The organism is Streptomyces sp. NPDC005774, assembly GCF_042871645.1.
Classification (GTDB): domain Bacteria; phylum Actinomycetota; class Actinomycetes; order Streptomycetales; family Streptomycetaceae; genus Streptomyces; species Streptomyces pratens.
Genome location: NZ_JBIAIV010000006.1, coordinates 91038 through 103292, shown reverse-complemented (window position 1 = coordinate 103292; position 12255 = coordinate 91038). Strand labels below are relative to the sequence as shown.

Sequence of the window (12255 nt, the reverse complement as noted above, 5' to 3'; positions counted from 1 at the left end):
CCCGGCGGATCTCCCCGGACGGGACAGGCGCGGGCCGGGCGGCCCTTCAGGACCCGGAGATGGCACGCGTTGTCCTCACGTCGCTCCGAGAACGCCTGCCGCCGCCGGACGAACGCGGCGTTCGCTCGCCCTCCCGAAGCCCGCAGCCCCGAAGCGGCGGTCGGCTCCCGGCCGGGTCGTCGGCGTGGGCTTCGGTGTGGACGGGCCCGGAGCCGGTGATGGACGTCAGGCGGTGTCGGTCACGGCGCTCACCGTCTACGTGGTCCACGCTTCGGCGTTCACGTCCTCAACGGTCATACGAACTCCCAGGGTCGGTGGGCGGGGGAGAGGCCCGTTCAAAGGGTTTGTTCAAAGGGCCCCTTCAGGCAGGTCCACGACGGTGGGCGGGGCGGGGCGGGGGACGGTGGGTGCCGGGGCGTACTGGGCGGCCTGGGCGTCGAACATCGCGGCGTACCGGCCCCGGGCGGCCATCAGCTCCTGGTGACTGCCCTGTTCGGCCAGCCGGCCCTGGTGCAGGACGTAGATGCGGTCGGCGTGCCGGACCCCGGACATGCGGTGGGTGACCAGGACGACGGCCAGGTCGGGGGAGGCGAGCCGGCGGATGCGGTCGAAGGCGGCGATCTCGGCTTCCGGGTCGAGGGCGGAGGTGGGCTCGTCCACGATCAGGAGGCCGTCCGCCGTCGCGGTGGAGTTGCGCCAGTGGGTGCGGGCCAGGCCGATCTTCTGCCACTCGCCGCCGGACAGTTCACTGGCGCCGCGGAACACGCGGGCCAGCAGGCTCTGCAGGCCGTCGGGGAGTTTCGCGACGACCGGTCCGGCCCCCGCGTAGTCGACGGACGGCCGGAGGTCGTCGGGGCCGGCCTCGTGGGCGGGCCGGCCGATCCGGATGTTCATCGCCGCCGTCACGGGCCAGCGCTGGAAGTCCTGGGTGAGCAGCGCGACGCGGTCGAAGAGCTGGGAGCGGTCCAGAGAAGCCACCTCGGCATCTCCCCATCGCACGGTCCCGCCCTGCGGCAGCAACAGACCCGACAGCAGTTTCATCAGGGTGCTCTTGCCGGAGCCGTTCTCACCGACCACGGCGGTGACCGAGCCCATGGGCAGCGTGAGCGACATCTCGTCCAGCGCGGGATCCGCCCGGTCCGGGTAGCGGTAGGTGACCTGGTCGAGCGTGACCCGTCCTACCCGCGCGGGAACGGGCTCGCCCCCGCTGGGGATGGTCCACCGCGCAGCCTTGTCCAGGAAGCGGGAGTGGTCGCGGACGTAGAGGGACTCCTCGTGCAGCTGGTTCACGTTCATCACGAGCGCGCCCAGGCTCGCCGAGCCGGAGCGCACGGCGATGACCGCGGTGCCGGCGACGGCCAGGCTCATGTGCCCGCCCATGATCAGCCAGAACATGATTCCGTACGTGACGGCCATGGCCACGCCGGACAGCGCGGCGGCCACCCACTCCGTGACGGCTTTGCTGGAGGCCAGCCGCTCCTGTTCGGCCTCGGCGCTTTCGGCCATGCGCTCGTAGCGGCTGAGCAGGAACGGCCCGACGGAATGGACGCGCACCTCCTGCGCGGCGGTGCGTTCGGTGAGCAGGTTGCCGATGAGGCGGCCGGCCCGTACGTGCTCGACCCAGCTCATCACCGACACGTACCGCTCCTGCGCCACCCGCATCGCGCCCCAGCCGCGCGGGGCCGCGATCAGGATCAGCATCGGCAGCAGGGCCGGGTGCAGGATGGTGAGCACTCCGGCCGTGGAGATCAGGGAGATGCCCCCGTTCAGCGAGGCCACGGAGGCGCCGATCATGCGACGGGCGGATGCGGCGCCGTACTGGGCGACATCGATCAGCCGCCGGAACTCCGGATCCTCGATGGCCTCCAGCTCCACCGACGCGGCGGCGGCCAGGTACTGGGTCGTGGCGATCCGCTCGACCAGCGGCTCCAGCCGGCCGGCCCGTGCGGTGGACCATCCGGCCATACCCGAGTTGACCACGGCCGCCCCGGCGGCGACGGCCAGGCCCGGGAGCATCGCGTGCAGCCGCTCCACCGGCGCGCCGGAGCCGAGCAGCGCGTGCATGACGGCGTTGACCGCGAGCAGGCCCACGGCCGCGGCGATCCCCTGTCCGACCTCGCTGATCGCGACGGCGAGCAGGGCACGCCGGTTCGCCTGCCAGGCCATTCGCAAGGTCGCCCCGACCAGCCTCGGCATGGAGCGCAGGGCGGACAGCAGGGTCAGGTCGAGCGGGGCATGATCGTGTTCCGACCAGCCCATGTCGTAGCGCAGCGGACCACCGAACAACTCCCGTTCGGCGTCGGAGACCTGGGGTTCGGCCATCCGCACGCGACCGAAGAACCCCCGCACGGGACGCCTCCCGGCTTTGCCCTTCGGATCCTTCACGGACTCCGTCATCGTGTTTCTCCCGAGCCCGTGAGCGAGCCCGCGACCGAAATCGCGTCCGCGTCCGAGCCCGCGTCCGAGCCCGCGTCCGAGCCCGCGTCCGAGCCCGAGCCCGAGCCCGAGCCCGTGTCTGTGTCCGTGCCCGGCGTGCCGGGATCCGGTTGTTCCTGTGTGCCGGCCGAGGTCATGGTGGCCCCCTTGACGGTCGCTGCGGTTGGCTTTCCGGGCTCAACGACCCAGCCGGGATTTCGAACACCTGTGTTTCGGTCGTGTGCGGACCCCCGGGATCGGGGCGTGGCGGAGCATGTGGGGTGCACCGACCCTTGTCGCACAAAGGGCCAGGCACACGGCGGTGGTGGCCGAAACGCCGAGCGTGCTTCCGGCCAGGGAGCCGCGTCCGTCCTGCGGGCCCGGGCACACACTGAGCGGGGCCGTCCAGGAGACGGCCCCGCTCAGTGTGTGGGTGGTGGGGATACAACCGGATGCCCCACGCCCGCACGGCGGACCGCGCGGCTCTCCGAGGCGGCTGAGGACCGGCCGTACGCGCCTCCCGCCGCCGAGGGAGCGGGCAGCCCTTTACAACGTTGAACGGGGCGCCCCCGCACCGGCAACCGCCCTACCGTCCGAACCGGCCCGGCAGGCCGCTCCCGCCCGGCCGACGAGAACCCGGACCGGGCACGCCGCTCGGCGTGCCCGGTCACTGGCGGTGTCGGGGAGCCGCCGGTCAGGATCGCGTCCGGGCGGGTGTCCGCAGGGCGAGGAGGGCGACGTCGTCGTCGTTGGCGGCGGGGCGGACCCGGCGCAGCAGATGGTCGGTGAAGGAGGCCAGAGGGCGGTGGGCGAGGGCGGCGGCGTGCCGGCGCAGCCGGTGCAGACCCTCGTCGAGGGTGTGGCCGGGTTCTTCGATCAGCCCGTCGGTGTACAGCAGAAGGGTGGATCCGGGAGGCAGCAGGGCGACGGCGTCGGTGCGGGGTCCACGGGACCCGGTGCCCAGGAGAATGCCGTGGCCGTCCGTGAGGTAGTCGGCCAGGCCGTCGTGGCTGATCAGCAGGGGCGGCGGGTGCCCGGCGTTGGTCCAGGACAGTTTCCAGTGGCCGTCCTCCGCCTCTTCGAGCCGGGCGAAGATCACGGTGGCCATGGCGACGTCGGTGATGTGCAGGAGGGCCTCGTCCAGCCGGCCGATGATTTTGCTGGGGGGTTCCTGCAGGGCCCAGGCGTAGGCGCGGAGCATGTTGCGCAGCTGCGCCATGCCGGCCGCGGCCTCCAGATCGTGACCCACGACGTCTCCCACCGCCAGCGCGGTGGCGCCGTCGGACAAGGAGAAGGCGTCGTACCAGTCGCCGCCGACCTGTGAGGCGTCGGGCGCGGGCAGGTAGCGCACCGTCATCTGCAACCCGGGTACGCGCGGCATCTGGGGCAGCAGGTGGTTCTGCATGGTCTCCGCGACCTTGCGCTGGCGCTCGTAGAGACTCGCGTTGTCCAGGGCGAGGCCGGCCCGGCGGGCGATGTCCTCGATCAGGGGAAGATCGTCGGTGGTGAAGTCCACCGGCTTCCTGGTGCGGCCCAGGGTGAGGGCCCCCAGCACTTCGCGCGTGCTGCGGATGGGGGCGATGGCCGCGGAGCGGATGCCGGTGGCGTCGAACAGACCGCGCTGTTCGAGCGCGATGCCGGAATCCGGTGCCCCCCGGTAGGTCAGCGGGCCGGCCAGGGCGGAAGCGACCCCGCGAAGGGCCCTGGACAAGGGCATCTGGGAATCCTCCGGGACCGGTGGCATCGGTCCTTGCAGCTCCTCGTGGCGCACCAGGGCACCCCCGTCCGCGTGGACGACGAGGGTGCGCCACACCTCGTCGCGCTCGGTGATCAGATCGACGACGGCCCAGTCCGCCAGCCGGGGCACCACCAGAGTCACCAGCCGGCGCAGCGCCTCCTCGACATCAAGGGTGGAGGTCAGCTGAGTGGTGGTCTCGGCCAGCAGCGCGAGCCGTTCGAGCTCCGGCAGCGGGCCGGCCGCCGGCTTCGGCTGAGTGTCGATTTCCAGCGGGTGCCGGGGGTGGAAGAGAACGAGCGTGCCGAGTGCGTGGTCACCGACGTCATAGGGGGTGACCAGCCACGAAGTGGGCAGCAGGGAGCCGTCCCCGCATGCGAAATAGTCCCCCTCGACCTGGGCGGTGCGCCCGGCGAGGAAAGCCTGCCGCATGCTGCACTGAGCCCTGGACAAAGGCTGGCCGTGGGCATCCCGGTGCAGCAGGTCGTGCGCGTCGCGACCGAGAAGATCCTCTGCGGGCATGGCCAGCAACTGTTCGGCGTGGGCGTTGACCGCGATCACGCGGCCCTGCTCGTTTACGACGTACGCGCCGCTCCCGATGGCCTCCAGTGCCCTGGTGAGCGTAGCGGCAGATTCGGCCGGGGACTGTTCCCCGAGGGCCTGCGTAGGCTCCACCCCTGCCATACCCTCATCCCCTTCGCCGGCCGGCGGCATGTCCGCACAGCAATATTTTCTTCCCCGGGTGCCCCCGTACCGGTGAATCCAGCCTCACCCCCGAGCGCGTCCCGGAAACCGGATGCGAATTGAAACATCTCCGCCGACGAAACTTCCACGCCGCCTGCCGCCTGCCGCCTGCCGCCTGCCGCCTGCCGCCTGCCGCCCGCCGCCGCGGACCGGCGGCTCGGCATACCCGGCGAGAACCGGGCGGGCAGCCTCTCCGCGACCACCTTCGTCGCCTGGTCCAACGCACACCCGGAGGTCGCACCGGATGCCGTCGGCCTCTCGGCCGGACGTGCCGTCGTGGTCGGCAACGGCAACGTCGCCCTCGACGTCGCCCGGATCCTGGTCTCCGACCCGGAGACACCGGCCGGCACGGTGATCGCCGGCCACGCGTGGGAGGAGTTGCGCCGCAGCACGGTGTGCGAGGTGGTGCTGCTCGGGCGCCGTGGGCCGGAACACGCGGCGTACACCAGGTCCGCGCTGCTCGCTCTGAAGCACCTCCCGACGTGGACCTGCTCGTGGACGGCCCCGATGCGCGCATCGGGGCCACGATCGACGCCGCCGACTCCCACGACCGACACCATCGAGTCGCCGGTGACGGGGCCACGGGTGCGCTGAGAGGGGCCGCTGGAAGGAGCGGCTTCGACCGGCTCACGGGCAGGTCTCCCGCTCTTGGGCGGAGAGAGCCGGACGGTGCTCGCCCGCCAGGGACGGGAGCACGCTTCAGCGGCCCTCGCCACGAGACCGCCCGGTTCCCGCCGGACGAATCCGCTGTTCCGGTTCACGACGGTGGAGAGATCCGGTCCGTACGGGCCCCTTTTCACGGGAGGCGGGGCGGCCGACGCACGGGCGAGCCGGCACCGGTCACGCTCGTGACCCCTCGCGCTCGAAGGACTCCCGCCGTGTGTTCCTCCCCGGCCTTCGGGTACTCAGCCGGGAACCTGGACGAATGAGGGAGAAAGCGTGCATCTGTCGTTTTTGGGGCCACTGCTCGACCGCCCCGGCCCGTGGGCCACCGTCTACTTCGATCCCGCTCAGAACGACGAGTCGGGAGCCAAACGACGCGAGCTGTCCGTACGGGAAGTGTGCCGGACGCTGGAGGAGGAAGGCGCTGACGCGGCGACCACCCAGGCGATGCGCGATGCCCTGACGAACATCGGCCCCGCCGAGGATCCGGCGGGGCGAGTGGTCTTCGCCGCCGGAGGGGACGTGGTGCTCAGCCGTCGTCTCTCCCGGCCTCCACAGCGGCAGATCGCCTGCTGGGCTCCGCTGCCCCGTCTGACGCCCCTGCTGGAGCTGTGCGGCCAGGACCCGGTCTGCCTCGTGGCATACATCGACCGCGCCGGCGCCGACTTCGAACTGCGCGGGGCGGCCGGTCCGCAGGACGCCGGACAGATCGAGGGGCAGCAGCGGCCGGTTCACCGCACGGCCTCGGCCGACTGGTCCGAGCGGCACTTCCAGCTCAAGGTCGAGAACACCTGGGAACACAACGTCGTCGAGATCGCCGATGCGCTCGGCTCGGCGTACGAGGAGTCCGGCGCCGACCTGGTCGTCCTGGTCGGCGACCCCCGTGAACGGCCCGCCGTGCGGGAAAGGCTTCCCGAGGCCGTCCGCCAGGTCACGGTGGAGACCGAGCACGGCGGCCGTGCCGCCGGCTCCTCCTCCGCCGTACTGGAAGAGGCCATCGAACAGGCCCGGCGGCAGTACGCCCGCCGCCGCGTCGAGGAGGTGCTCGACCGCTTCCGCGCCGGACGGGTGGGCACCGACCGGCCCACGGACGCGGTGGAAGGCGTCCCGGCCCTGGTGGAAGCCGCCCGGGAGCACCGCATCGACACGCTGCTCGTCCGGCCCGACGGGGCGGATCTGGCCCGTGAGGCCTGGGTGGGCGGCGACCCCGACCAGGTGGCGGTGCGCCGGAGCGACGCCAAGACCCTCGGCGAGGGCGATCCGGCGTCCGTGCGCGCCGATGACGCGCTGCTGCGGGCAGCGGCCGCCACCGCCGCCGACGTGCTGATCGTTCCGCCCTCGGACGAGGACGGCGCGGACGTTCCGGCAGGCGGTCTCGGCGCCCTGCTGCGCTGGACGTACGAACCGACCGCTGTGTGACGGCGCCGCCCGTATGTGAAAGGAAGCGGGCGGGGGTGTGGGACATGGAACGAGGCGGCAGTCCCGTCAGTCCGCGCAAGGACGACGGGATGGAACGTGAACGGGAAGGCCACCTGCGTTCTGGGCGGACCGGTACCGCCACCCGGCGAGGAGCGCGAGCGGGCCCGAGCGGGAGCCGCGGCGGAGACTCTGGTCATTCGCCGAGGCTGAGGAGGAACAGGGCGATGTCGTCGCCGGGAGCGGGGGCGTGGCGGACGAAGAGGTCGGCCATGGCGTCGAGGTCGGTGGGGTCGGCGTGTTCGAGAAGCCCGGCGAGGGCCGCGGTGGCGTCGTCGATGTCGGTTCCTGGGGCTTCGACGAGCCCGTCGGTGTAGAGGGCGAGCACACAGCCCGGCGGCAGGGGGATCTCCAGGACCGGATAAGGGGTGTCCTGCTCGATACCGAGCAGGAGACCGGGCGGAACCGGGAGCAGTTCGGTGCGTCCGTCGGCATGGCGCAGCAGGGGCGGCGGATGGCCGGCGGTGGCCAGGCGCGCGCGGTGGGTGGCGAGGTCGAGGTGGACGTAGAGGCAGCTGGTGAACAGGCCGGGATCGAGGTCGATCAGCAGGCGGTTGGTGCCGGCCAGGACGTCGTCGGGGGATGCGCCCACGGTGGCGTGGGCGTGGACGGCGGTGCGGACCTGCCCCATGAGGGCCGCGGCGTCCACGTTGTGTCCCTGCACGTCGCCGATGGTGGCACCGGCCGTGCGCTCGTCGAGACGGATGAGGTCGTAGAAGTCGCCGCCGATGCCCAGGCCCCGGGCAGCCGGCAGATAGCGGGCGGCGACCTTCAGACCGGGGACGTGGGGGAGTGTGTGCGGCAGGAGGGCGGACTGCAGACGGTGGACGAGGTGGTGTTTGGCGTCGTAGAGACGGGCGCGGTCCAGGGCCTGCCCGACCAGACCGGCCAGCGACGTGAGGACGGCGCGCTCACCGGACGGGAAGGCATGGGGCCGGCTGTAGGCGAGGAGAAGGGAACCGATGGGGTGGCCGGACGCGATCAGCGGCAGAAAGGCCCAGGAAGCCATTCCGTCCTCGTGCACGGCGGACGGGTAGGCGCGCCGGAGTTCCGCGAAGGTCGCGAAGAAGTCCGGGACTCCGGTGGTGAGGACCTTACTGCCGGGAATGTCCGAGCTCAGAGTGGTGGCGTCGAAGCGGCCCACGATGCCGGCGAGGTAGCCGCGGTGGCCGTGGATCTTCAGACGGCCGTCCTCGACCGTCATCAGCACCATGGCTTGTGCGCCCAGGGCGGGCAGCAGTTGGTCGGCGCTCTGCTCGACCACGTCCTGCACGCCGACGGCTTCGGTGAGGGTGGCGGCCAGATGCATCAGGTGGTACAGCAGGATGGCGCGGCTGGGGCCCGCGGCCGGCGCGGACGGTGATGCGGGGGCACCCTCGGACGGGTCGGCGCCGGTGATGCGGACGCTGATGCCGGAGAAGTCCGGGTACAGCTCGAAGGACAGCCACGCGTCCGGGGGACGCCGGACGGTGAACGCCTGTGGCTGACGGCTGACCATCGCGGCCCGGTAGCGGTCCTCGACCTGGGGGACGTCCATCCACGGCAGTACTTCCCAGGGCAGGGCACCTACCAGGTCGGCCCGATCTGCACCGACGAGCTCGGCGGCGGCCGGGGTGATGAAGGTGATGCGGCCGTTCGTGTCCAGTGCGCAGGACCCTCCGGGCAGGCGATCGACGAAGGCCGTGACCGCCGCCGCCTCGGCGGGAAAGGGCATGCGCCCGGCCGGCGGGGGCAGGGTCCGCGGCCGGCCGGCGGGCAGGAGCGGATCGCCGCGGTCCGCGGCCTGTCGCAGGAGGTTGCCCAGGTGACGGCAGCCCGTTTCGATGGCGTCACGCTCACGTGGGCTCAGCTGCGGTGGGTGGGCCCCGGGCCACAGCAGCACCAGCCCGCCCTGAAGCGCGGTCCCGGAAGCGACCGGGGCGGCCGCCACCGCGAAGTCGTACGGCAGCACGAGCGCCGGCCGCGGGTAACGGCGCGCCATCTCCTCCTGACCGCCGATCCACACCAGGCGCCGCTCGCGCACGGCGTCCGCCACCGGTATCGGGTCGGACAGCGTGACCCGCCGCCACGGGGCTGCGAACTCATGCGGTGTCCCTGCCACGATGACCAGCCACAAGGCGTTGTCGCCCGGTGGCAACACATACAGCATCCCCCCGAATGCACCGGTCTCCCGCACCACGGCCGCCATCGCGGTGTCCATCAGCCGTCCACCTGAACCCAGCCGTCCACCTGAACCCAGCCGTCCACCTGAATCCGCGGCAGCAGGGAGGCCGGCCCGGCTGCGCCCCGCCCAGCCGCGTCGAGCGCCGGCCGCCGGTCCCCCCGTACCCACCGGAAGCGAAACCCGGCCGCCCCGCCACCGGTGTCGGAACACGTCCCGAACTGTGGTCGGCTCGCCCGGACCCGCCGCCGGGCCGGTGCCGCAGAGCGCGCCGTCTTTTGGCTGTCGGCCCCTGCGGCACAGTGGCATCCGCCCGTCCGCTCCGTGGAGGAAAGCCCGCTTCTCCGCTGGATGACGCCCACGTCCTGCGGAGCGCCGTCGGTGATCCGCCGGCGGTGCTGTGCCCGCCCCGTCGCCTGCCGGTGCGCTGGACGGCGGCAGCGGTTGCCGTGTCCGGCCGGCTCCGGCAGGGCCGCACCACGCCGACCACACCGAACATCACCCATACGTGGACACTACGCCCGACTCACCGCGACGGCATATCGCCCTCCGTGAGGCGCGAACGACGACCGTGGGTGCCGACGCGTAGGCGTAAACGTGTATGAGTCCGCTGATGCGCGTCAGCGGAACGGCCACCGCCACCAGGGCATTCCGGTCACGAGGACTTGCTCGCCCCTCGCCCGGGTGCGCTATGCGTCGTCGGTGCAGGAGCACCGAACGGCACGGCGTCGTAGGTACAGCGGCAGCGCGTACCAGCAGAGGCCGAACCACAGCATGACCCCGCCGACGAGCACTTCGGCGAGGACACCGGGAAGCACGACACGGAGGATCAGCAGAAGGGTGCAGCCGATGGTCAGCGCGAGGAGGACCATGCCGCACATCATCAAGCGGCCGGCGGCCTCCACGAGCTCGTCCTTCATGCGCTGACCGGACAGGAAGCGGTGGATGGAGACGGGCGCTATGAGTGATCCCGTGGCTGCCGCGCCGAGCACCACGGTGATGACGTAGAGGACGCGGTCGAACGTTTCCAACTCCCGGAACAGCGGGGTGAAGGCCACACTGAGCAGGAATCCGAAAAGGATCTGCACGCCCGTCTGGGTGACCCGTGTCTCCTGCAGGATCTCGTTCCAGCGGCGATTGACGCGCTCACGCGCCGTTTCCGGCGGTTCGGCACCGGGTCCCGGACCGTGGCTGTCGTGGCGTGCGCAGCAGGCGGTGTTCTCCCCCGCCGACTCGACCGGCTGCTCCGTCATGGTCATGGCATCCTCCGAATCTCAGGAGACCGGTTGCCCCCTCCGGGCTCTTCCACGCAGGTTCCGGCCGTCGTAGGCGCCGGGATCGGAGTCCTCGACCACGGCACAGCCGACACCGGGCTCCCCCTTCCCGCGCAGGTCGATTTCCGTGTTGTGGATGTCCGAGCCGGCCGGGAGAAAGAAGTGCGGGCTGTCACCTGGGCCGGGTCGGGGCGATTCGTGCCGCGAAAAAAGCTGAGGCCGTCCGCAGGCTTGTAGGTCGATCAGCCGATGTGGCCGACCGTGCCCGTACGCAAGCATGTCCGCGGCGGCCCACTGCGCTGTCGGCTCATCCGCTGGTGCGCGCATCGCACATGGTGCCGGATCCCGGGTCGTCCCAGTCACACGCCATGGAGAGACAGATGAACGCCCCTGCCCGGACGAACACCGACGCCGGCGCTTCGGTGCGCACGCTCTACGGACGCCCGGCCGAAGGAGAGGTGGCGGGACTGCGCGAAGGGCTGCACGAGGACGTCGAGCAGGCGAACTCCGAGAAGGCCTGCTCTCCGAGCAGGGCGAGTTGTCCGAGCCTTCGGCGGAGCCTGGGGGAGATCTTCCGACCGGCCTTGTCCAGCTCCTCCTGAGCCGGCAGTCCCGCCTCGATGGCCTGTGCCGACTCCGCCTCCTGCTGCCCGGAGAGCAGTTGCTACGCATGCCTGTGAACCTTTCGCAACGAGCGCTTCCGCGAGTTGTTGAGCCGTGGTGAAGCGGTCGCGCTACTCGCTGCCTTGGCAGGCAGAAGTGCGAACTGAACGGTAAGCAGACGCCTGCCTTACGCCACCCCCTTTGTGATCGGAACCGAGGGCATGGGGCAGTCCGGTCTTGATCTGTCCCGGTCCGCGCCTTCCCTGCCCCGGCGCAGGGCACCTGGCAGTCGGGCCCCGCGAGGTGTCCCTCGACGGTCGACGCGCGGGCACCGTACGGTCGGCGATGGTCACACCGGGCCGGCCGGGCGTGCAGCCCCGGCCGCAAGGAGGAAAGGGCGGGGAGCGTCGATGGAGAGCAAGGACCCCTGGATCAGGACACTGCGCGGTGCCGTGCCACCTCGCGCGCGCGTGCTCTTCTTTCCGCACGCCGGTGGCGCCGCCTCGTTCTACGCACCGTTCGCGCGGCGGTTCCCCGAGGGGTACGACGTCACGGCCGTTCAGTACCCGGGGAGGCAGGAGCGCTTCGGTGAACCGTTCGTGACGACCGTCGAAGGACTCGCCGACCGGCTGGTGCCGTCCCTGCGGCGATGGGCGGCGGAGCCTGTGCCGCTCGTGCTCGTCGGTCACAGCATGGGGGCGTCCGTCGCCTTCGAGTCGGTACTCCGGCTCGGGCGCGACCGGTTGACGGCGCACTGCCGTCTCGTCGTCTCCGGCCGGACCGCCCCGTCGGCACCGCGCGAGCTGCCCGCTTTCGACTCCGACCAGGAGATCCTCGACCACCTCGCCGGTCTCGGCGGCACCGATCCGGCGATCGTCCGCAGCCCGGAACTCATGGACCTGTTCCTGCCCGTCATGCGCAATGACTACCGGGCGGCCACCCGGTACCGGCCGGTCCCCGACGTGGTGGTGGACACACCCGTCCTCTGCCTGACCGGGGATCGGGACCCCCAGGTCGCGCCGGAGGAGGCCGCAGCATGGAAGAGCCACACCACGGCCGGTTTTCGGCTGGAAACCCTCTCCGGGGATCATTTCTTCCTGATGGACCATCCGGACACCGTCGTGCGGTTCGTCACCGAGTGCGCCGGCGCGGGCGGACGGTGACGGTCGGAGCGTTCGCGGCTC

7 protein-coding genes and 1 pseudogene are annotated in these 12255 nt (G+C 71.6%); 4 read left to right on the top strand and 4 right to left on the bottom strand.

Annotated elements, in window-relative coordinates; genetic code table 11:
* Positions 1 to 348 precede the first annotated feature (348 nt).
* Together ACFYQA_RS08025 and ACFYQA_RS08020 are read right to left on the bottom strand one after the other, a co-directional pair.
* Positions 349 to 2322: an ATP-binding cassette domain-containing protein gene (locus ACFYQA_RS08025; protein WP_388913603.1), complete on the bottom strand. Its 1974-nt coding sequence runs from the start codon at positions 2320 to 2322 to the stop codon at positions 349 to 351.
* A gap of 787 nt (positions 2323 to 3109) precedes the next feature.
* The gene (locus tag ACFYQA_RS08020; RefSeq protein WP_388913175.1) at positions 3110 to 4834 is read right to left on the bottom strand and encodes a SpoIIE family protein phosphatase; all 1725 of its coding nucleotides are present in this window, start codon (positions 4832 to 4834) and stop codon (positions 3110 to 3112) included.
* Positions 4835 to 5032: 198 nt separating this feature from the next.
* Here ACFYQA_RS08020 and ACFYQA_RS08015 point away from each other — a divergent pair.
* Together ACFYQA_RS08015 and ACFYQA_RS08010 are read left to right on the top strand one after the other, a co-directional pair.
* A pseudogene (locus tag ACFYQA_RS08015) lies at positions 5033 to 5466 on the top strand (ferredoxin-NADP reductase); the annotation flags it as partial.
* A 367-nt stretch (positions 5467 to 5833) separates the two neighbouring features.
* A complete protein-coding gene (locus tag ACFYQA_RS08010; RefSeq protein WP_388913172.1) occupies positions 5834 to 6976 on the top strand; it encodes a Vms1/Ankzf1 family peptidyl-tRNA hydrolase in 1143 nt (380 codons plus the stop codon).
* Between the two features lie 193 nt (positions 6977 to 7169).
* On the opposite strand, the gene ACFYQA_RS08005 is transcribed toward ACFYQA_RS08010, so the two are convergent.
* Both ACFYQA_RS08005 and ACFYQA_RS08000 read right to left on the bottom strand, forming a co-directional pair.
* A complete protein-coding gene (locus ACFYQA_RS08005) occupies positions 7170 to 9233 on the bottom strand; it encodes a SpoIIE family protein phosphatase (RefSeq protein WP_388913169.1) in 2064 nt (687 codons plus the stop codon).
* Positions 9234 to 9883: 650 nt separating this feature from the next.
* Positions 9884 to 10453 (bottom strand): DUF6328 family protein, encoded by a 570-nt coding sequence (locus ACFYQA_RS08000; RefSeq protein ID WP_388913165.1) that lies wholly within the window; start codon positions 10451 to 10453, stop codon positions 9884 to 9886.
* A gap of 395 nt (positions 10454 to 10848) precedes the next feature.
* Between ACFYQA_RS08000 and ACFYQA_RS07995 the strand changes: the two genes are divergently transcribed.
* Both ACFYQA_RS07995 and ACFYQA_RS07990 read left to right on the top strand, forming a co-directional pair.
* On the top strand, positions 10849 to 11070 hold the full coding sequence (locus tag ACFYQA_RS07995; RefSeq protein WP_388913162.1) for a hypothetical protein: 222 nt from the start codon (positions 10849 to 10851) through the stop codon (positions 11068 to 11070).
* A gap of 411 nt (positions 11071 to 11481) precedes the next feature.
* Positions 11482 to 12234: a thioesterase II family protein gene (locus ACFYQA_RS07990; protein WP_388913160.1), complete on the top strand. Its 753-nt coding sequence runs from the start codon at positions 11482 to 11484 to the stop codon at positions 12232 to 12234.
* The last annotated feature ends 21 nt before the right edge of the window (positions 12235 to 12255 follow it).

Coding starts and splice junctions, on each gene's coding strand:
- ACFYQA_RS08000 (WP_388913165.1), bottom strand. CDS start 10,453: ATGACCATGACGGAGCAGCCGGTCGAGTCGGCGGGGGAGAACACCGCC.
- ACFYQA_RS08005 (WP_388913169.1), bottom strand. CDS start 9,233: ATGGACACCGCGATGGCGGCCGTGGTGCGGGAGACCGGTGCATTCGGG.
- ACFYQA_RS07990 (WP_388913160.1), top strand. CDS start 11,482: ATGGAGAGCAAGGACCCCTGGATCAGGACACTGCGCGGTGCCGTGCCA.
- ACFYQA_RS07995 (WP_388913162.1), top strand. CDS start 10,849: ATGAACGCCCCTGCCCGGACGAACACCGACGCCGGCGCTTCGGTGCGC.
- ACFYQA_RS08025 (WP_388913603.1), bottom strand. CDS start 2,322: ATGGCCGAACCCCAGGTCTCCGACGCCGAACGGGAGTTGTTCGGTGGT.
- ACFYQA_RS08020 (WP_388913175.1), bottom strand. CDS start 4,834: ATGGCAGGGGTGGAGCCTACGCAGGCCCTCGGGGAACAGTCCCCGGCC.